The sequence below is a fragment of the Bradyrhizobium sp. MI1.11 genome (assembly GCF_055811255.1).
This window is the reverse complement of sequence record NZ_JBVVPM010000005.1, coordinates 236,639-257,090: the sequence shown is the minus strand read 5'-3', so window position 1 is coordinate 257,090 and position 20,452 is coordinate 236,639. Positions and strand designations below refer to the sequence as shown.

The window sequence follows — 20,452 nt, the reverse complement described above, 5'->3', positions numbered from 1 at the left end:
GGTCTTTCCGCGGCACGATGCCCCGGATTGCGCTTCGCACCATCCGGGCTATAGGCAGCTATGCGCACCGAGCGTTGACATCGCCCGTTACGGGAGTAACTTTTTCCTCGACAGAGCGGGACCAACCGCTTGCACGCCCGGGAGAAAACGCCATGACGATCGCCATCCGGCAACTTCAGACACATTTTGTCGGCGAGGTTTCCGGCCTCGATCTGCGACAGCCTCTCACACCAGATGAGGCGCGCGAGGTCGAAGCCGCCATGGACAAATATGCGGTGCTGGTGTTCCACGATCAGGACATCACCGACGAACAGCAGATGGCCTTTGCGCTGAATTTCGGCCAGCGCGAGGACGCGCGCGGCGGCACCGTGACGAAGGAAAAGGACTACCGGCTCCAGACGGGCCTAAACGACGTCTCCAATCTCGGCAAGGACGGCAAGCCGCTGGCGAAGGACAGCCGCGCGCATCTGTTCAATCTCGGCAACTGCCTGTGGCATTCCGACAGCTCGTTCCGCCCCATCCCGGCAAAATTCTCGCTGCTGTCGGCGCGCGTGGTGAACCCGAAGGGCGGCAACACCGAATTCGCCGACATGCGCGCGGCCTATGATGCGCTCGACGACGAGACCAAGGCCGAAATCGAGGACCTCGTCTGCGAGCACTCGCTGATGTATTCGCGGGGATCGCTCGGCTTCACCGAATACACCGATGACGAGAAGCAGATGTTCAAGCCGGTGCTGCAACGTCTCGTGCGCACCCATCCCGTGCATCGCCGCAAGTCGCTCTATCTCTCATCGCATGCGGGCAAGATCGTCGGCATGAGCGTCCCCGAGGGCAGGCTGCTGCTGCGCGATCTCAACGAGCACGCGACGCAAAGCGAGTTCGTCTACGTCCACAAATGGAAGCTGCATGATCTCGTGATGTGGGACAACCGCCAGACCATGCACCGCGTCCGCCGCTACGACCAGTCGCAGCCCCGCGACATGCGCCGCGCGACGGTCGCGGGCACGGAGCCGACGGTGCAGCAGCAGGCGGCGGAGTAGGCGCTACTCAGCAATCGGTGTCATCGCCCGGCTTGACCGGGCGATCCAGTACTCCGAGACAGCTGCGATAGAGCCGATACGCCCCGGCGTACTGGATGCCCCGGTCAAGCCGGGGCATGACAGCGGAGGGCGATACACGGCAGCGAGAATGGCGCTACGCGTGGCCCGCCTCGTTCGAGAGCATGCCGGGATCGATGCCGATCTTGCGCAGCGCGCGTCCGTATTTTTCGTCGACGTCGTCGCCAAAGATCAAATCCGAATCCGCGTCGCAATGCAGCCAGCCATTGCTCTGGATTTCGGTCTCGAGCTGGCCCGGCGCCCAGCCGGCATAGCCGAGCGCGAGGATGGCGTGCTTGGGACCGGAGCCGTTGGCGATCGCACGCAGGATGTCGACGGTCGCGGTGAGGCAGACGCCGTCGTCGATCCGGAGCGTCGCGTTCTCGATGTAGAAATCGCTGGAGTGCAGCACGAAGCCGCGGCCGGTATCGACCGGACCGCCGCGTAGCACCTTCATGCTTTCGGCATTCTCCGGCAGCTTGATGTGCTCGCCCTTCTTGATGATGCCGAGTTGCTCCAACAACTCGGGGAAGTCGATGCTGCCGGCCGGGTGGTTGACGATGATGCCCATCGCGCCTTCGGCGGAGTGGGCGCAGAGATAGATCACCGAGCGCTCGAAGCGCTCGTCGCCCATCACGGGCATGGCGATCAACAGCTGGCCGTCGAGGTAGCCCGCCGAACTCGGGAGCGCGGGGGCTGACTTGCGGGTGCTTTCGCCCGTCCTCTTGCCTGTGGGAGCCATCGGTGAAGCACTCCGGTTTCAGTTCCTATCCTGATGTCGGGCCGACCGGCTGTCAAATCAAGGCTTGCAGGGACTCGATTCAAGTGCATCCATCACAAGCAATTCAATGGTTTGCCGCGGGGTCACCCTGTAAAGACGTACCATGCTGACAAGAGTTCCCCTGCGTGCGGCGGTTGGCGTCGCGACAGCCCTGCTCGCGTCGTCGCTGGCGCTTGATGCCCATGCCGACGATTCATCGCCATGGCAACGCGACGGACATTCCGCGGTGCGGTTGCTGGCGGGATCGCGCAGCGGCGCCGTCCTGCTCGGCGGTATCGCCTTCCAGATCCAGCCCGGCTGGAAGACCTATTGGCGAATGCCGGGCGATTCCGGCGTTCCGCCGCGCTTCGATTTCTCGAAATCCGACAATGTCGAAGCGGTGACGGTGATGTGGCCGGCCCCGCAGAAATTCGACGACGGCGCGGGCGGCCATTCGATCGGCTATCACGACCAGATCGTGCTGCCCCTGCGCATCATCGCCAAGGCGGCCGACAAGCCGGTGACGCTGCGCGCCGAAATCAATTATGCGGTGTGCGAAAAGCTTTGCATTCCCGTCGAGGCCCGCGCCGAGCTCGGCTTCAACAGCGTCGCCTCGACCGAGGATGCCAATCTGCGTGCAGCGCTCGACACCGTGCCCAAGCCTGCCACCATCGGCGATCCCAACCCGCTCACCATCCGCGACGTCAAGCGTGACGGGCCCAAGAATGTCGTAGTCGACGTGGTCGCGCCCGATGCGCGCACCGTCAATCTCTACGTGGAAGGCCCGACGCCTGATTGGGCGTTGCCCATCCCGGCACCGGTCGAGCCCAGCCCACCGGGCGTGAAGCGATTTTCTTTCGAGCTCGACGGACTGCCGCCGGGCGCCAAGCCCGACGGCGCAGCGCTGAAGTTCACGCTGGTCGGACCGGAGAAGTCGTACGAGTTCAATACCAATTTGGAGTGATTGTCGTCCTGGACAAGCGGAGCGTAGATCCAGGACCCATTCCCCCAAGGCGTAGTGGTGGCGCGAAACTGCTAACCTCGAATCTTCGCCAAACCTCTCCCTGGGGTAATGGGTCCTGGCTTTCGCCAGGACGACGTTGGAGTTGCAACACACTCCACCCAACCGAATCTTAACGAATGGTTGCTAATCCCCTAGGCTAGCGCGGCAAGTCTGCCGCAGCATTCCTGTGCGCCTCGGGGATCCTTCGAATTGGCCGTGATGGATGCAGAACCCGCAACGACCGGACCTGCCGGCCTTATCGCGCGGCTGCGCCAAAAATTGACGGGCGGGTCGAGCGAGGCGTCGCTGACGCGGCGGCTGGCCGGCACCATCTTCGTCATCCGCGTGATCAGCGCCGGTCTTGCCTATTTCTCGCAGGTCCTGCTCGCGCGCTGGATGGGAACGTCGGACTACGGCGTCTATGTCTATGTCTGGACCTGGGTGCTGCTGCTCGGCAGCATGATGGACTTTGGCATCTCGGCCTCCGCGCAAAAAATCATTCCGGAATACCGCGGCCGTGGCGAGCATGCGCTGCTCCGCGGCTTTCTCTCGGGCAGCCGCTGGCTGACCTTTGCCGTTTCCGCACTGGTGTCGCTCGGCCTTGCCGGTATCGTCAAATTGCTGTCGCCCTGGATCGATCCGGCCGAAGAGCTGCCGCTCTATATCGGCTGCATGACGCTGCCCGCTTTCGTCGTCGCCAACACCCAGGACGGCATCGCGCGTTCGCATGACTGGATGCAGCTCGGCCTGATGCCGCAATTCATCATTCGCCAGGCGCTGATCATCGTCATCACGGCCTGCGCCTTCCTGCTCGGCTATCATCTCGGCGCGGTCGCCGCGATGGTCGCGAGCGCCGGCGCGGTGTGGATCGCGATGACCGGGCAGATGGTGGTGCTGAACCGCAAGCTCGGCGGTCATATCGAGCCGGGCCCCAAGGCCTACGACATCGGCGGCTGGCTCGCCGTGTCGCTGCCGATCCTGCTGGTCGAAAGCTTCTACCTGCTGCTGTCCTACACCGACGTGCTGGTGCTGCAGCAGTTCCGCCCCTCCGAGGAGGTCGGCGTCTATTTCGCCGTGGTGAAGACGCTGGCGCTGGTCTCCTTCATCCACTACGCGATGTCGGCGACAACAGCGCATCGCTTCGCCGAATACAACGCTGCGGGCGACAAGGCGCGGCTGTCGGCCTACGTGGCGCATGCCATCAACTGGACGTTCTGGCCGTCGCTGGCGGCGACCATCGTGCTGCTCGCGCTCGGCAAGCCGCTGCTCTGGCTGTTCGGGCCGCAATTCGTGGTCGGCTACGACATCATGTTCGTCGCCGCGATCGGTCTCGTGGTCCGCGCCGCGATCGGCCCGGTCGAACGGCTGCTCAACATGCTCGGCCAGCAGAAGATCTGCGCGCTGGCCTATGCGCTGGCGTTTGCGATGAACCTGGTGCTCTGCATCGCGCTGGTGCCGCGCTTCGGCGGCCACGGTGCTGCGGCCGCGACCTCGATCTCGCTCAGTTTCGAGACGGTGCTGCTGTTCTGGATCGTGCGACAACGGCTCGGCCTGCACGTGCTGGCGTTCGGACGCTAGCCATCGGCTCAAGGCGATTGGAAAGCCATCCGCCGCCTGATATGGTCGGATCCATGGCTGCAAGCGATCTGCGAAACCTTCTGGAACGTGCCCAGACTTGGCCTGAAGAGGCCCAGAAGGAGTTGGTTGCCATTGCCAGCGAAATCGAGAGTGAGCTGCTCGGCGGCGAGTATCTTGCAACGCAAGAGGAATTGCGAAGCATTGACGCGGCCTTGGCGTCGATAGATCGCGGCGAGGTCGCTACGGATGCCGAGGTTGCGGAGGCCTTCGCGAAATTTGCGCGGGGATGAAGATCGTCTGGACGCGAGGGGCGCTTGCTGATCTCGCGGACATCGCGACCTATTATGCCAGCAACGCCAGCCCTGTGATCGCGGAAGCTGTCGGCCAGAGATTCGTTGACGTCGTGGAACGTGTCCGTGTCGCGCCTTTCTCGGCGCTACGCGTTGCGCACCGTTCCGAGGTTCGTGTCGCAGCGGTCGTCCGCTACCCATTCCGGATATTTTACCGTGTCCGTGGCGACGTCATCCATATCGTCCACATCCGCCACACGTCACGGCGACCGGTCGCGGGGCTGAATGAGCCCGGAAGGCAATATGCCTAATCTAGAGCGTTATCGGTTCTGATTGAATGAGAACCGAAGCTCTGGATTCCGGTTTTGACGTCTAACCGAAATGTCCGTTTCGCGAGAGGGCGACGAATTGGAGAAAACGCCTCCGCTCCGCCCCCCTGCAGGAGGATTTTTCTTATTCGGTGCAAGCAGTTGCACCGCAGGGAAAGTTTATTCTACGTCATATTGCCCAACTGACGAGATGAACCTAAGATTCCCTGGACATGATCGATCCACTCTACGTCGCCTCGGGTTTCGGCGTCGGCCTGCTGGTCGGGATGACCGGCGTCGGCGGCGGTTCGCTGATGACGCCGCTGCTGATCCTGCTGTTCGGGATTCACCCATCGACCGCAGTCGGCACCGACCTGCTCTATGCCGCCGCCACCAAGACCGGCGGCAGCGTGGTGCATGGCTGGTCGCGCAGCGTGCACTGGCCGGCGGTGCTGCGGCTCGCCTGCGGCAGCCTTCCGGCGAGCGCGCTGACGCTGCTGGTGCTATGGAAGCTCGACCTCAAGAGCGATTCCGAGCGCAATCTCGTCAACCTCGTGCTCTGCTTCGCACTGCTGCTGACTGCGACCTCGCTGATCTTCCGCAGATCGATCATGGAGCGCTATCGCCGGCGCCTGGAGCAGGTCGATGACCGCACCACGGCGATCGCGACCGTCGTCACCGGAATCGTGCTCGGCGTGCTGGTTTCGATTTCATCGGTCGGCGCCGGCGCGGTCGGCGTCACCGTTCTGCTGCTGCTCTATCCGCGACTGCCGGTGGCGACCATCGTCGGCTCCGACATCGCCCATGCGGTCCCGCTGACGCTGATCGCTGGAATGGGGCATTGGGCGCTTGGCGACGTGGATTGGGCGCTGATGGGCGTGCTGCTGTTGGGCTCGCTGCCCGGCATCGTCGTCGGCAGCTTTAGCGCGACACGCGTGCCCGAGACGGTGCTGCGCCTGACACTTGCCTGCGTGCTGTTCGTGGTCGCCGGCAAGATCATGTTCGCGGAGCTGCACCTGTCCTCGGCATTCGAGACGGCGCTGGCCTGGACACACTGAACGGAGAACGGCGTCGTCCGATATCATCTTGTAGGGTGGGCAAAGCGAAGCGTGCCCACCACTTTTTTCCTCATTCGAACAAACGATGGTGGGCACGGCGCTGACGCGCCTTTGCCCACCCTACGGCACCGCCGAACTACTCCGCGGTCCAACCGCCGTCGATCGACAAATTCGTGCCGGTGATCTGCGCGGCATCGTCGCCGCACAGGAACAGCGCGAGGGCCGCGACCTGCTCGGAGGTGACGAACTCCTTGGTCGGCTGCGCGTCGAGCAGCACGTCGTTGATGACCTGCTCGCGCGTGAGATTGCGGGCCTTCATGGTGTCGGGGATCTGCTTCTCCACCAGCGGCGTCCAGACATAGCCCGGGCTGATGCAGTTGCAGGTGATCTTGCTGGTCGCGACCTCCAGCGCCACGGTCTTGGTCAGGCCGGCGATGCCGTGCTTGGCCGACACATAGGCCGACTTGAAGGGCGAGGCGACCAGCGAGTGCGCGGAAGCAGTATTGATGATGCGGCCCCAACCCTTCTTCTTCATGCCCGGGACGGCGGCGCGAATGGCATGGAAGGCCGAGGACAGGTTGATCGCGATGATCTGGTCCCATTTCTCCGGCGGGAATTCCTCGATCGGCGAGACGAACTGGATGCCCGCATTGTTGACGAGGATGTCGACCGAACCAAAACTCTTCTCGCCGAGCGCGATCATCCCGGCGATTTCGGCGGGCTTGGTCATGTCGGCGGGCGAATAGACCGCCTTCACGCCGAAATCGGACTCGATCTTGGTGCGCTCCTTCTCGATGTCCTCCGGCGAGCCGAAGCCGTTGATGACGACGTTGGCGCCGGCGGCGGCGAAGGCGCGCGCATAGGCGAGCCCGATGCCGCTGGTCGACCCGGTCACGACGGCGTTCTTGCCTGACAGACTACCCATATTACTCGCTCCTTTTTGGCGGGGGCACAGTGACGTCCCCCGTGAGATCGTAGGTCACCATGGTCTCGCCGGATTGCGGCCGCTCGAGCCAATCCTTGTGGCGCATCGACAGATGCACGTCACGCACGCCGGCTTCCCAATGCTCGACCATGGCGACATGCGAGAAATCGTAATCCTTGGACGAGGATTCGTAATTCTTGCTGCGGTAGATCAGGTGCACCACAGTAACGGTACTTTCGCGCGATACCTTGGCAAGGAATTCCACGGAAGGGTCGTTCTTGAGATAATCGGGCAATTTGGAAATCAGGTCGCGCACGGCCCTGCGGGCGTTGTGCACCTGCTTGTTCTTGTCGGTGTTCATCCGCGTGCGGCTCGAGAAGCGGATGTCCTTCTCGCGCTCGGTCGCCTCGAGCAGCGAGGTCGGCAGATCGCCGCGAGCGCTGAAAAGGTCGATCTGGAAGATGAGAAGATCGCGGTCGGTCTCGGCGTCCAGCACGTAGTCGAGCGGCGTGTTGGAGGCGATGCCGCCATCCCAATAATGCTCGCCCTCGATCACAACGGACGGAAAGCCGGGCGGCAGCGCGCCGGAGGCCATGATGTGCTCGGGGCCGATTTTCTTGCCGAGCTTCCTGAACTCGAAATTGTCGAAATATTTGAAGTTGCCGGAAGTGACGCCGACGGCACCGACCGACAGCCGCGTCTTCAGATCATTGATGCGGTCGAAATCGACCAGACGCTCCAGCGTCTTCTTCAGCGGTGCGGTGTCGTAATAGCTCTCGGCCTGCGGGCTGCCGGGCGGCCAGAGCGGCGCGGGCGGAATGCGCGGCGTGAAGAAGCCGGGCACGCCGAAGGTCGCGATCAATGCGGCGCTGGTCGAGTTGAACAGCTCGCGGCTGTGGTCGCTCTTGCCGATCGGCTTCCACGGCACCGGCGCGGAGACCATCTCCCAGAATTCCTTGAGCCGCTTGACGCGCGTCTGCCCTTCGTTGCCGGCGATGATCGCGGCATTGACCGCGCCGATCGAGATGCCGGCGACCCAGTCCGGCTCGAAGCCGGCATGGCAGAGCGACTGAAAGGCGCCGGCCTGATAGGAGCCGAGCGCGCCGCCGCCCTGGAGGACCAGGACACGTTGCGCGTTCGCGGGGATTGTTGCGACTTCTGGACTATGATCAATCATGCGGGAACAGTAGCAGATGGCGAGCGACCGTGGCGACAGTCTGCCGCGGCGTCAATGCATCCCGGGATCAAGTCTGGCTTATCGGGCGTCCGTCGAGGCCAGGATCATGGTCCAGAACACCTTGTATTTGGTGCCGGGAGCATAGCCCGCCGCGATGCCCAATTTTGTGACACCGCTCTTGAGCATGTTGGCGCGGTGCGGGGGCGAGTCGCGCCAGCCGGAAAACGCTTCCGCCAGCGTATGATAGCCGGCCGAGACGTTCTCGACCGCAACGGTCGCCGGATAGCCGCCGGCGCTGAGGCGCTTAGCCAGCGGCGCGCGGACGTCGTGGTCCATCTTGTTGGCGGCAGCCATGGCCTGGGACTGAGATTCGGCGAGACTCATCAGGGCAGGATCGATCACGACGGTGCCGAGCCCGTTGTTCTGGCGGTATTGCGAGATCATGATCGCTGCCGCCTGCGCATCGAGCTTTGCGCCCGGGACAGCCATATCGGCATACATCGAGGGCTGCTGGACCGGTGCCTCGTTGCCGGCACAGCCGGCGAGCAGCAAAAGGATGAGTATCGCGGCCGCGACGCGCATGAACAGGAGCCCCCAAATCAGGCGCCGTTGTTGCATACCAACCGTGGCTGAAAGGTGAATATTGAGGAAAAATTGACCCGTTGAGTGCGCTCAGGTGCCCGCAAAGATCCGGTAGCGGCGGGGCTCCAGGCCGATCGTGTCGCCGGCGCGCAGTTCCCTGTCGCGGGGAGCGTCAATCTCGATGGTTTCTCCGCCTGATAGTGCCACCTCGGCCCGCTGCACGGGACCGAAATTCCGGACATGCCGCACGGCGCCCTCAAAGGCACCGCTGCCGGGCGGGCCAACCAACATGTCGTGTCGCCGCACGAACAGTCTTGACGCGCCAGGCGCATGCCCGTCTGCCGCGAGCCGAAGCGGCCGGTCGCCGAGCGTGATGAGACCGTCCGCGATCAGGACCGGAAGCTCGATGGATTCGCCGATGAAGCTGTGGACGAAGGCGGTCGCCGGGCTCTCATAGACGTCATCGGGCGAGCCGATCTGCTCGATCTTGCCCTTGTCCATCACCACCACGCGGTTGGCGACTTCGAGCGCCTCCTCCTGATCATGGGTGACGAAGATCGAGGTGACGTTGATCTCGTGGTGCAGCGAACGCAACCATTTGCGCAGCTCCTTGCGCACCTTGGCATCAAGCGCGCCGAAGGGTTCGTCGAGCAGCAGGATGCGCGGCTCGATCGCGAGCGCGCGGGCCAGCGCGATGCGCTGGCGCTGGCCGCCGGAGAGCTGGCTCGGATAACGGTCGGCGAGCCAGTCGAGCTGCACGAGATCGAGCAGCTCCTTGACGCGCGCGCGGATGGTCGCTTCGTCCTTGCGGATCGCGCGCGGCTGCACGCGCAGCCCGAAGGCCACGTTCTCGAACACCGTCATGTGGCGGAACAGCGCGTAGTGCTGAAATACGAATCCGACGTGCCGCTCGCGCGCGCCCTGCGCCAACGCATCCTCGCCGTTGAAGGACACCTCGCCGGAATCGGGCCAGTCGAGCCCGGCGATGATCCGCAGCAGCGTTGTTTTGCCCGAGCCGGACGGCCCGAGCAGCGCGAGCAGCTCGCCGTCATTGACCTTGAGGTCGACGCCGTCGAGGGCTTTGAAACTGCCGAACTTCTTGACGAGATTCCTGACTTCAATGCTCACTTGCGTCATGTCCTTCGTCGAGGTGATTTTCCAGAACGGTCTTGGCGATCAGCGTGATCAGCGCCAGCATCGCCAGCATCGAGGCGATCGCGAACGCCGCGACGAACTGGTATTCGTTGTAGAGAATCTCGACCAGCAGCGGCATGGTGTTGGTCTCGCCGCGGATATGGCCGGAGACGACGGAGACCGCGCCGAACTCGCCCATCGCGCGCGCGTTGCAGAGCAGGACGCCGTAGAGCACGCCCCATTTGATATTGGGCAGCGTGACGCGGAAGAAGGTCTGCAGGCCCGAGGCGCCGAGCGAGATCGCGGCCTCCTCCTCCTGCGTGCCCTGCTCCTGCATCAGCGGGATCAACGCCCGCGCCACGAAGGGGAAGGTCACGAAGGTGGTCGCAAGCGCGATGCCGGGCACCGCGAACAGGATCTGGATGTCGTGATCGCGCAGCCAGCCGCCGAAATAGCCCTGCGCGCCGAACAGCAGCACGAAGACGAGACCCGAGATCACCGGGCTGACCGAGAACGGCAAATCGATCAGCGTGATCAGGAAGGTCTTGCCCGAGAATTCGAATTTTGCAATCGCCCAGGCCGCGACGAGACCGAACACGAGATTGAGACCAACCGAGATGGCCGCCACCACGAGCGTCAGCTTGATCGCGGACAACGCTTCCGGGTCGGCGAGCGCGGAGAGATAGGCGAGGACGCCCCTTGAGAAAGCTTGTGCGAAGACCAGGGCCAGCGGCAGCACGACGAACATGGTGAGAAAGATCACCGCCAGCGCGATGATGACGATGCGGACCGCCTTTGGCTCGGTGCGGAGATTGTTGCGTGCGGCCGCGGCATGCGCGCGTGCCCTGGCGTCCGGAGCCGAAAGTGAGACGGAATCTGCGATCTGCATCGTCATCGCATCCTCCTCAGCGCACAGGTATCCGGCTCTGCGCCCAGCGCTGGAGCCGGTTGACGGCGAAGATGATGACGAAGGAGACGACGAGCATGACGACGGCGATCGCGGTCGCATCGGCATAGCGGAATTCGGACAGCCGGATCACGATCAGCAATGGCGCGATCTCGGAGACATTCGGCAGATTGCCGGCGATGAAGATCACCGAGCCGTATTCGCCGACCGCGCGCGCAAAGGCGAGCGCGAGCCCGGTGAGCAGCGCCGGCCCGAGCGAGGGCAGGATCACGCGAATGATGGTCTGCCAGCGGCTGGCGCCGAGACTGCCCGCGGCTTCCTCGATCTCGGGATCGAGGTCCTGCAGCACCGGCTGCACCGTGCGCACCACGAAGGGAATGCCGATGAAGATCATGGCAACGAAGATGCCGACCGGCGTGAACGCCACCTTGATGCCGAGCGCGGCAAGCGGCGCACCCAGCCAGCCCTTCTCGGCGAACAGGGCGGTCAGCGCGACGCCGGCAACGGCCGTCGGCAGTGCGAACGGCACATCAACGATGGCATCGAAGAGGCGCCGGCCCGGAAAGCGGTAGCGCACCAGCGCCCAGACGATGATGCTGCCCATTACCAGATTGACGCAGGCCGCCGCGAAAGCGAGTCCGAACGACACCCGCAGCGCGTTCAGGGTGCGGCGGCTGGAGAGGATGTTCCAGAATTGCTCGGGGCTCAGCTCAAGCGATTTCAGGAACAGCCCGGCGAGCGGAATCAGGATGATCAGGGTCAGCCAGGAAAGCGTCAGTCCCATGGTGAGACCGAAGCCCGGCAATGTCCGGCGTCGTGCTGCGATTACGCTCACCAGGCCCCCTGCTAAACCCCTCCGACGGCGCCCGATCAGTTCTTGTAAATCTGGTCGAAGACGCCGCCGTCGGCAAAATGTTCCTTCTGCGCCTTGGTCCAACCACCGAAAACGTTGTCGATCGTGAATAGTTCGACCTTGGCGAAGGCGTTTTCGTATTTTTTCGCGATCTCGGCATCGCGCGGACGATAGAAATTGCGCGCGGCGATCTCCTGACCTTCCTTGGTGTACCAGTACTGAAGGTAGGCGTCGGCAGCGTTGCGGGTGCCTTTTTTATCGGCGACCTTGTCGACAATCGTAACCGGCGGCTCGGCGAGGATCGACAGCGGCGGCGCGACGATCTCGAACTTTTCGGGGCCGAATTCCTTAAGCGCGAGATACGCCTCGTTCTCCCAGGCGAGCAGCACGTCGCCGACGCCGCGCTCGACGAAGGTCACGGTGGCGCCGCGCGCGCCGGTATCCAGCACCGGAACCTGCTGGTAGAGTTTTCCGATGAAGTCCTTGGCCTTGTCGGCCGAGCCGTATTTCTTCTGCGCAAAGCCCCAGGCGGCAAGATAATTCCAGCGCGCACCACCCGACGTCTTCGGGTTCGGCGTGATCACGGCAACGCCCGGCTTGAGCAGATCGTCCCAGTCCTTGATAGCCTTGGGATTGCCCTTCCGCACCAGGAACACGATGGTGGAGGTATAGGGCGATGAATTCTGCGGCAGTCGCTTCTGCCAGTCGGCTGCGGTGAGCCCTTTCCCAGCGATGGCGTCGATATCGTAGGCAAGCGCCAGCGTCACCACGTCGGCCTGCAATCCGTCGATCACCGCGCGCGCCTGCGATCCGCTGCCGCCATGCGACTGCTTGATCTCGACGCTCTTGCCGGTTTCCTTCTGATAGGCAGCCGCGAACGACTTGTTGAACTCGGCATAGAGCTCGCGCGTCGGATCGTACGACACGTTCAGCAGATTGATGTCAGCAGCGAGAGCCGAGCTTGCCAAAGAAGCCGTCACGAGGAGGCCTGCCGCGAGCGGGACGATACGGCGCATCATGTCCATCTCCATTTACCTCGACGACATCTGTGTCATCGATGGCATGCGGGCATAACTCGGGTCGAAACGCGCTCAAGTCAACGGAACCGGATTTCCTTGTTCGTAGCCGGGCAGCGCGACTGTGCTACGAAATCTTCATCGTATGGATGCCGCATTCTGTCTTCGCTCGGCCGCGCCAGCGACCGGCGCGTGCGTCCTCGCCTTCGGCCGTTCTGCTGGTGCAAGGCATACACCCAACCGACAGAAAACCGGAGGCGGCCAGTGGATGACGCGGCAATTTGGCGCGGACGAAAATCGCTTCGAGTTCCTCACGCGAGACATTGGCGAAGGGGTTGAACTTCAACCTTGTGCCATCGTCTTCGACCACAGGAATGTCGGCGCGGGTACTGCCCTGGAAGCGCTTGCGACCGTTGAGCCATGCATCGAACGGTTTCAGCGCACGCGCCAGCGGCTCGACCTTGCGAATACGGCAGCAGGCATCCGGATCGGAGAACCAGAGGTCGCGATCGCCATCCTCGCGCGCCAGCGTCTCCTCCGCCGGCTTGATCGAGCGGACATCCTTCAGGCCGAGCATCGCAATCAGCGTATCGCGATAGGCAAGCGTCTCCTCAAACAGCCAGCCGGTGTCGAGAAAAATCACCGGGATCGCCGGATCGACGTCGGCCATGACCTTCAGCAGCGTCGCCGATTCTGTGCCGAAGGACGACACCAGCGCAAGCTTGTCGCGCCCGACCGTCTTCAGCGCAGCGGCGATGATTTCGGCGGGCGAGGCATCGCGCAAGGCGCGATCGAGCTCCTCCGCCGAAGGCAGCGCAGAGGCGGAGATTGACGAAACTGAAGACGCGATTGCGTTCACGTGCCGACACCCTCGGAATGACGCAGCTGCATGCGCCGGTGCAGCGCGGTGATGCGGCCATCGCCGGTCGGCTGGTAGAACACCGAATAGCGCTTCGCGGTCTGCATGAAGGCTTCCGCGTCGGCCTGCTTCTTGACCTCGAAGGAATCGAAGCCGGCGCGCAGCATGAACACGAACTGGTCGCGCAGCACCTGGCCCGTGGCCCGCAATTCGCCGCGGTAGTTGTAACGCTCGCGCAGCAGCCGCGCCTGGCTGTAGGCGCGCCCGTCGCGGAAGGTCGGGAAGACCAGCGCGACCACGGCGATCTTGCCGAGGTAGGGCACCAGTTCGGCGATGTCGCGATTGTTCGGCCAGATCACGCCGACCTTGCCGGCCCGCTTGAGCAGCGTATCCACCTCGCCGATGAAACGCTCGGCCGGGACCAGGACATCGCCGCTCTCGGGTAGCGGCGTGTCGACGGCGAGCTTGACGAAGCTGTCGTCGGCGATCTTTCCGCCGTTAACGAGTGGCATAGACGCGCTCCTTGAAGGGTTCGACGCCGAGGCGCTTCACCGTGTCCATGAACAGCTCTTCGGGCCGCTCGCGCAGCGCCAGATAAGCTTCCACGATGTCCTCGACCACGTCGGCGACCTCGTCGAACTTGACGCCTGGACCGATCAGATTGCCCAGCGCGGCGCTCTCGTCGGCGCGGCCGCCGATGGTGATCTGGTAGACTTCCTCGCCGTTCTTCTCGACGCCGAGAATGCCGATATGGCCGACATGGTGATGGCCGCAGGCATTGATACAGCCGGAGATGTTGATGTGGAGCCGGCCGATCAGATTGGCGAGTTCGTGGTTGGCGAAGCGCCGCGTCAGCTCCTGCGCGATCGGAATCGAGCGCGCATTCGCCAGCGAGCAATAGTCGAGGCCCGGACAGGCGATGATGTCGGTGATCAGATTGACGTTCGGGGTTGCCAGCCCGAGCTTGTCGAGCGCCTTCCACAAGCCCGGCAGGTCGCGCTTGGCGACATGCGGCAGCGCCAGGTTCTGCTCGTGGCCCACGCGAATCTCACCGAAGGAATATTTGTCGGCGAGATCGGCGAGCGCATCCATCTGCTCGGCGGTGGCATCGCCCGGAGGCGCGCCGATCGGCTTCAGCGAGATCGTGACGATGGAATATCCCGGGTTCTTGTGCGGGGCGACCGAGTTCTTGCGCCATGCCTCGAAATCCGGATCGGCCGCGGCCTGGCGCAGTTCGTCCGGATTGTGCGGCAGCTTCTCGTAAGCGGGGTAGGTGAAACGCGAGCGGATGTCCTCGATCACCTCGTCGTCGATCTGGAGCGAGGAGTTGCGGATATGCTGCCACTCCTCCTCGACCTCGCGCGAGAATTTTTCGATGCCGAGCTCGTGCACCAGGATCTTGATGCGCGCCTTGTAGATGTTGTCGCGGCGGCCGTACTGGTTATAGACCCGCAGGATCGCCTCGATGTAGCTGAGGATGTCGCGGCCGTGGACGAAGTGCTTGATGGTCTTGGCGATGAACGGCGTGCGGCCGAGACCGCCGCCGACCAGCACCTCGAAGCCGGTTTCGCCCTTCTCGTTCTTGATCAGACGCAGGCCGATATCGTGGATCTTGATCGCGGCGCGATCGTGATCCGACGCGGTGATCGCGATCTTGAACTTGCGCGGCAGGAACGAGAATTCCGGATGCAGCGTGGTGTGCTGGCGGATCAGCTCCGACCAGATACGGGGATCCTCGATCTCGCCGGGCGCGACGCCGGCCCACTGGTCCGAGGTGACGTTGCGCATGTTGTTGCCGGAGGTCTGCATCGCATGGATGCCGACCTCGGCGAGATCAGCCAGCGCGTCCGGCAGTTCGGCGAGCTTGATCCAGTTGAACTGGATGTTCTGCCGCGTGGTGAAATGGCCGTAGCCGCGGTCGCATTTGCGCGCGACGTGGGCCAGCGCCCGCAACTGGTTCGACGCCAGCGTCCCGTAGGGGATCGCGACACGGAACATGTAGGCGTGCAGTTGCAGATAGACGCCGTTCTGAAGCCGCAGGATCTTGAACTCGTCTTCGGTGAGCTCGCCGGAGAGGCGGCGCTTCACCTGGTCGCGGAATTCCGAGACGCGCTCGTTGACGAGCGTGCGATCGATTTCGTCGTAAGCGTACATGGGAGAATGCCTTAAACCTGGACCGGCTGTCCGATGGTCACGCCGGTGCGGCGGATCTGTTCGCGCAGATTGCCGGGTTCGACCTTGCCGTCGGCGCCGACCTGTACCGGGGCGATATAGGGACCGATCGCGCCGACGTCATCGGCCACGGACTCGGCAAGCAACGCTTTCGCCTCGTCGGAGTTGCGCACGATCGCAGCTTCCGACAGGTCCGCGGACCAGCTCTTGGCGGCGGTACGGTACACCACGATGCCGTCCCAGGTGCGATTGGCGGTCACGACCGAGGGGCCGGCGATCTTGATCTTCTTCTGTTCAAGCGGGGAGGTCATTCGGCTGCATCCAATAGGTCAGAGATGATTTGCTTTGGGGTTTTCTCGGCGGTTTCGCGGCGAAGCGAGCCGGCATGCCGGACCACGTCGCCGATGATGAGAATGGCGGGACCGCCATGGGTCCGGCGCACCAGTTCGGGCAGGTCGCGCAGCGTGCCGATCGCGCCTTGCGCATCGGGACGCGTGACGCGGGCGAACACGCCGACGGGCGTCTCCGGCGAACGGCCGGCGGCCAGGAGACCGGCGCGTATGGCCGGCGCAGCCGTCATGCCCATGTAGACCACGACGGTCATCCTGGTGTCGGTCAGCGTCGACCAGTCCACGACTTCCGCGTCGCGCGCCTTGTGCGCGGTGAGGAAGGTGATGCGGGTGGCTTCATGACGGTAGGTGAGCGGCACCTCGAAATCGGCGGCGCCGCCGAGCCCTGCGGTGATGCCGGGAATGATCGAATAGGCAACGCCGGCGGCACGCAGGGCTTCGACTTCTTCGCCGCCGCGACCGAACACGAAGGGATCCCCGCCCTTCAGCCGCACCACGCGCTGGCCGGATTGCGCGGCCTCAATCATGCGCTTGTTGATGGCGTCCTGCCCGATGCCGGGCTTGCCGACGCGGCGTCCGACCGGCACGCGCGTGGTGTCGCGGCGGATGCGATCGAGAATCTCGGGCGAGACCAGCTCGTCATGGAAGACGATATCGGCGTCCTGGAGCGCGCGCAGCGCCTTGATGGTGAGCAGATCCGGATCACCCGGACCGGCGCCGACCAGCGCGACCGAGCCTTCCGGCTTGTCGGCCCGCGCGAACGCGGATGGATCGGAGATCGCCTTGAGCGCAGCGTCCGCCTCGCTTTTGCGGCCGGCCAGAACGGCGGCGCCGATCGGGCCGTCGATGATGCGCTCCCAGAAGCGGCGGCGCAGCGGAAACTCGGCAATACGTTCGTTGATGGATTTGCGGAAGCCGCCGATGAATTCGGCCAGCTCGCCGATGCGCGCCGGCAGCAGCGCCTCGATCTTTTCGCGCACGCGCCGCGCCACCACCGGCGACGTGCCGCCGGTGCCGACGGCGACGACGACATCGCCGCGATCGACGATCGCCGGGAAGATGAAGCTCGAATGCGCGAGATCGTCCATGACATTGACCGGCAGGCCGAGTGCCTTGGCGCGGGCCGACATCGCCACGCCGACATCGCCGGCGCCGGCGCAAACGACGGCGATGATGCCCGAGAGATCGGCGGTCAGCGGGTCGGCGGCCGCGATGTTGATACGCGCCGCGTCCTCGGAGCTCAGACCCAGGTCCTGATTGCCGTCGATCGCATGCACGCGGATGCGCGCACCGGCAGCGGCCAGAACGCGCAGCTTGGCGCGCAGAAGCTCACCCGCACCGATGAGGACCACCGGACCGGCCTTGAGATCGAGGAACACCGGCAAGAACCGCATACGATACTCGCTCCCCCCAGATCCGGGGTTGACTGGAATTATTTTCTATATATGTGTCGTTTCTAGCGCGCAAAGAGAAAATTTTTTCTTCTCTCTTGCACCGCAACTATAGAATTTTCGCCTCCAAACGCAAAGTGGCAGAGATGCATCTTCTCAAGGACAATTCCACCGCTGGCGGGCTGAGCAGCCCCGCTCTCGCCGAGCGCGTGCCCGCGCAAGAATTTTCTGCCGACCTGGCACCGAGCATGGACCATCTCGACCAGCTCGAGGCCCAGAGCATCTATATCTTCCGCGAAGCCTTCGGCCGCCTCAAGAAGATTGCCCTGCTGTGGTCGCTCGGCAAGGACTCCAACGTCATGATCTGGCTGGCGCGCAAGGCGTTCTTCGGCCGTCTGCCGTTCCCGGCCCTCCATGTCGACACCGGCAAGAAGTTTCCGGAGATGTATCGCTTCCGCGATCACTACGGCAAGGAATGGGATCTCGATCTACGCGTCGAGCCCTGCCCGCCGATTGATGCCGTCGACCCAACGTTGCCGCCGGCTGCCCGTTCCGCCGCGCGCAAGACCGAGGGCCTCAAGATGGCGCTCGCCAAATACGGTTTCGACGGACTGATCGCCGGCATCCGCCGCGACGAGGAGGCAACGCGCGCCAAGGAGCGCGTGTTCTCGCCGCGCGGCTTGGAGGGCAATTGGGACGTGCGCGATCAGCCGCCGGAGTTCTGGGACCATTTCAATGCGTCGCCGCCGCAAGGCGCGCATTTGCGCATCCATCCGATCCTGCATTGGACCGAGTCCGATATCTGGGCCTACACCAAGCGCGAGAACATCCCGATCATCCCGCTGTATCTGTCGCAAAACGGCAAGCGCTATCGCTCGCTGGGTGATCAGGACATCACCAATCCGGTCGCCTCAAACGCGTCGACCATCGACGAGATCCTGATCGAACTCGAGCAGACCAAGGTGCCGGAACGTTCCGGCCGCGCGCTCGATCACGAGACCGAGGACGCTTTCGAGCGCCTGCGTGTCGCCGGCTATCTCTGATCAAGGACGCGAGCGTCGTATGAACATGATCGTCACCCCCGCTTCGCCCGCCACCCCGAACGGCACCACGCGTCCGCAGGTCCGCATCGTCATCGTCGGCCATGTCGACCACGGCAAGTCGACGCTGGTCGGCCGCCTGCTGCACGAGACCGGCAGCCTGCCCGACGGTAAGCTCGACATGCTCAAGGCCGTCAGCGCGCGGCGCGGCATGCCGTTCGAATGGTCGTTCCTGCTCGACGCGCTCCAGACCGAGCGCGACCAGGGCATCACCATCGACACCACGCAGATCCGCTTCCGCACCAATTCGCGCGACATCGTGCTGATCGACGCACCCGGCCACGCCGAATTCCTGCGCAACATGATCACCGGCGCCTCGCAGGCCGACGGCGCGGTGCTGATCATCGACGCGCTCGAAGGCGTGCGCGACCAGACAAGGCGGCACGGCTATCTCCTGCATCTGCTCGGCGTGAAGCAGGTCGCGGTCGTCGTCAACAAGATGGACCGCGTCGACTTCTCCGCCGAACGCTTCAAGGAGATCAGCGACGAGATCTCGGCGCATCTGCAAGGCCTCGGCGTGAAGCCCACGGCCGTGATCCCGATTTCCGCCCGTGACGGCGACGGCGTCGCCGAGCGCACCGACCGCATCGACTGGTACAAGGGTCCGACCGTGGTCGAGGCGCTCGACCGGCTCGAGCCGGCGCGGCCGCTGGAAGCGCTGGCGCTGCGCCTGCCGGTGCAGGCGATCTACAAATTCGACGATCGCCGCATTGTTGCGGGCCGGATCGAATCCGGCAGCCTGGTTGCCGGCGACGAAATCGTGATCATGCCGGCCGGCAAGATCGCCAGGATCAAGACGGTCGAGAGCTGGCCGGTGACGCCGGTCGCAGGACGTCAGGGCGCAGGCCGCTCGGTCGGCATCACGCTCGACCGCGAGCTGTTCCTCGAACGCGGCGATATCATCGCGCATACGAACAGCGCGCCGCGCGAGACGCGACGGCTGCGCGCGCGGATCTTCTGGCTGCACGACAAGCCGCTGGCCAAGGGCGACCAGCTCCTGGTTCGCTGCGGACCGAAGGAAACCCGCGCCACTGTCGTCGCAATCGAGAAGGCGGTCGATCCCGGCGAGCTGTCGAGCGTCGAGAACAAGGCGATCGGGCGCAACCATGTCGGCGAGATCGACATTTCCCTTTCGAATCCGATTGCCACCGATCCCTACACCGAGAATCCGCGCACCGGCCGTCTCGTGATCGAGGTGTCCGGGCGCATCGCCGGCGGCGGTCTCGTGCTGTCGGTCGACGCCGGTCAGCGCGCTCTGCCCGTCGACATCGTGCCGGTGGAATCCGCGCTGCGGCCCGACGAGCGCTCCGCGCGCTATCGTCACAACGGCGCCGTGGTCTGGCTCACCGGCCTCCCCGCCTCCGGCAAGTCGACTCTCGCAAAAGCGCTGGAGCGGCGGCTGTTCAGCAATGGCGGCTCGCCGATCCTGCTCGACGGCGATACGCTACGCGCCGGGCTCAACAGCGATCTCGGCTTCTCGGCCGCCGATCGCAGCGAGAACATCCGCCGTCTCGCCGAAGTCGCGACGCATCTCGCCCGCAACGGCCACATCGCCATTGTCGCCGCCGTCTCGCCCGCCCGCGAGGACCGCGCCACCGCGCGCCGCATCGCCGACACTGCGTTCCGCGAGATTCACGTCGCGACGCCGGCGGAAATTTGCGAGGAGCGCGACCCCAAGGGCCACTACAAGAAGGCCCGCGCCGGCACGCTCGCGTCGTTCACCGGCATCGGCAACGACTACGAGACGCCGCAAGCCGCTGAGCTCGTGATCGACACCTCGACGCGGACGGTCGCCGAGGCGGCGGACGAGATCGAACGGATGCTCAAGACGACCGGCGTGCTGTTCGACGAACTCGTGGACCTCGCCGCGAATATTTGAGCCGGGCTGCTGC

The 20,452-nt window shown here is 64.1% G+C and carries 21 protein-coding genes; 8 read left to right on the top strand and 13 right to left on the bottom strand.

Features of this window, described 5'->3' with window-relative positions; all coding sequences use genetic code 11:
• Positions 1-152 precede the first annotated feature (152 nt).
• Entirely contained in the window at positions 153-1,040 is an 888-nt protein-coding gene (locus tag AC0L30_RS07865; RefSeq protein WP_007599867.1) for a TauD/TfdA dioxygenase family protein, read from the top strand.
• A 154-nt stretch (positions 1,041-1,194) separates the two neighbouring features.
• On the opposite strand, the gene AC0L30_RS07860 is transcribed toward AC0L30_RS07865, so the two are convergent.
• Entirely contained in the window at positions 1,195-1,839 is a 645-nt protein-coding gene (locus AC0L30_RS07860; RefSeq protein ID WP_007599866.1) for a YqgE/AlgH family protein, read from the bottom strand.
• Between the two features lie 142 nt (positions 1,840-1,981).
• Between AC0L30_RS07860 and AC0L30_RS07855 the strand changes: the two genes are divergently transcribed.
• The 5 genes from AC0L30_RS07855 (at position 1,982) to AC0L30_RS07835 (ending at position 6,094) form a co-directional block, all read left to right on the top strand.
• Positions 1,982-2,821, top strand: coding sequence for a protein-disulfide reductase DsbD domain-containing protein (locus tag AC0L30_RS07855; protein ID WP_354200421.1), 840 nt, complete (start codon positions 1,982-1,984; stop codon positions 2,819-2,821).
• 249 nt (positions 2,822-3,070) lie between these two features.
• On the top strand, positions 3,071-4,438 hold the full coding sequence (locus AC0L30_RS07850) for a flippase (RefSeq protein WP_219682884.1): 1,368 nt from the start codon (positions 3,071-3,073) through the stop codon (positions 4,436-4,438).
• A gap of 53 nt (positions 4,439-4,491) precedes the next feature.
• On the top strand, positions 4,492-4,728 hold the full coding sequence (locus AC0L30_RS07845; RefSeq protein WP_219682885.1) for a hypothetical protein: 237 nt from the start codon (positions 4,492-4,494) through the stop codon (positions 4,726-4,728).
• Complete coding sequence (locus AC0L30_RS07840) at positions 4,725-5,039, top strand: type II toxin-antitoxin system RelE/ParE family toxin (protein WP_354200422.1); 315 nt, start codon at positions 4,725-4,727, stop codon at positions 5,037-5,039. The genes AC0L30_RS07845 and AC0L30_RS07840 overlap by 4 nt, the downstream gene beginning before the upstream one ends.
• Before the next feature lie 230 nt (positions 5,040-5,269).
• Complete coding sequence (locus AC0L30_RS07835; RefSeq protein ID WP_007599859.1) at positions 5,270-6,094, top strand: sulfite exporter TauE/SafE family protein; 825 nt, start codon at positions 5,270-5,272, stop codon at positions 6,092-6,094.
• A gap of 136 nt (positions 6,095-6,230) precedes the next feature.
• On the opposite strand, the gene AC0L30_RS07830 is transcribed toward AC0L30_RS07835, so the two are convergent.
• From AC0L30_RS07830 to cysG, 12 genes are all read right to left on the bottom strand, one after another.
• Positions 6,231-7,019, bottom strand: a complete 789-nt coding sequence (locus tag AC0L30_RS07830) for a 3-hydroxybutyrate dehydrogenase (RefSeq protein ID WP_007599857.1) — start codon at positions 7,017-7,019, stop codon at positions 6,231-6,233.
• A 1-nt stretch (position 7,020) separates the two neighbouring features.
• On the bottom strand, positions 7,021-8,196 hold the full coding sequence (locus AC0L30_RS07825) for a patatin-like phospholipase family protein (protein WP_354200423.1): 1,176 nt from the start codon (positions 8,194-8,196) through the stop codon (positions 7,021-7,023).
• 78 nt (positions 8,197-8,274) lie between these two features.
• The gene (locus AC0L30_RS07820) at positions 8,275-8,778 is read right to left on the bottom strand and encodes a CAP domain-containing protein (RefSeq protein ID WP_219682889.1); all 504 of its coding nucleotides are present in this window, start codon (positions 8,776-8,778) and stop codon (positions 8,275-8,277) included.
• 90 nt (positions 8,779-8,868) lie between these two features.
• The gene (locus AC0L30_RS07815; RefSeq protein WP_354200424.1) at positions 8,869-9,906 is read right to left on the bottom strand and encodes a sulfate/molybdate ABC transporter ATP-binding protein; all 1,038 of its coding nucleotides are present in this window, start codon (positions 9,904-9,906) and stop codon (positions 8,869-8,871) included.
• Entirely contained in the window at positions 9,896-10,807 is a 912-nt protein-coding gene (cysW, locus tag AC0L30_RS07810) for a sulfate ABC transporter permease subunit CysW (protein WP_473404105.1), read from the bottom strand. The genes AC0L30_RS07815 and cysW overlap by 11 nt, the downstream gene beginning before the upstream one ends.
• Positions 10,808-10,817: 10 nt before the next feature.
• Entirely contained in the window at positions 10,818-11,603 is a 786-nt protein-coding gene (gene cysT / locus AC0L30_RS07805) for a sulfate ABC transporter permease subunit CysT (RefSeq protein ID WP_354200646.1), read from the bottom strand.
• Positions 11,604-11,689: 86 nt separating this feature from the next.
• Positions 11,690-12,703, bottom strand: a complete 1,014-nt coding sequence (locus tag AC0L30_RS07800) for a sulfate ABC transporter substrate-binding protein (protein WP_088941139.1) — start codon at positions 12,701-12,703, stop codon at positions 11,690-11,692.
• Between the two features lie 112 nt (positions 12,704-12,815).
• Positions 12,816-13,547 carry a phosphoadenylyl-sulfate reductase gene (locus tag AC0L30_RS07795; RefSeq protein WP_354200426.1) on the bottom strand — a complete coding sequence of 244 codons (732 nt, stop codon included), beginning with the start codon at positions 13,545-13,547 and terminating at the stop codon, positions 12,816-12,818.
• Positions 13,544-14,059: a DUF934 domain-containing protein gene (locus AC0L30_RS07790; protein WP_007599845.1), complete on the bottom strand. Its 516-nt coding sequence runs from the start codon at positions 14,057-14,059 to the stop codon at positions 13,544-13,546. Before AC0L30_RS07790 ends, AC0L30_RS07795 begins: the two co-directional genes overlap by 4 nt.
• Positions 14,046-15,701 carry a nitrite/sulfite reductase gene (locus AC0L30_RS07785; RefSeq protein ID WP_473404104.1) on the bottom strand — a complete coding sequence of 552 codons (1,656 nt, stop codon included), beginning with the start codon at positions 15,699-15,701 and terminating at the stop codon, positions 14,046-14,048. Before AC0L30_RS07785 ends, AC0L30_RS07790 begins: the two co-directional genes overlap by 14 nt.
• 11 nt (positions 15,702-15,712) lie before the next feature.
• Complete coding sequence (locus tag AC0L30_RS07780; RefSeq protein ID WP_007599842.1) at positions 15,713-16,030, bottom strand: DUF2849 domain-containing protein; 318 nt, start codon at positions 16,028-16,030, stop codon at positions 15,713-15,715.
• Complete coding sequence (gene cysG, locus AC0L30_RS07775; protein WP_007599840.1) at positions 16,027-17,463, bottom strand: siroheme synthase CysG; 1,437 nt, start codon at positions 17,461-17,463, stop codon at positions 16,027-16,029. Before cysG ends, AC0L30_RS07780 begins: the two co-directional genes overlap by 4 nt.
• Before the next feature lie 245 nt (positions 17,464-17,708).
• On the opposite strand from cysG, the gene cysD reads away from it, so the two are divergent.
• Positions 17,709-18,503: a sulfate adenylyltransferase subunit CysD gene (gene cysD / locus AC0L30_RS07770; RefSeq protein WP_026232781.1), complete on the top strand. Its 795-nt coding sequence runs from the start codon at positions 17,709-17,711 to the stop codon at positions 18,501-18,503.
• Positions 18,504-18,522: 19 nt separating this feature from the next.
• Entirely contained in the window at positions 18,523-20,439 is a 1,917-nt protein-coding gene (gene cysC, locus AC0L30_RS07765) for an adenylyl-sulfate kinase (RefSeq protein ID WP_473404103.1), read from the top strand.
• The last annotated feature ends 13 nt before the right edge of the window (positions 20,440-20,452 follow it).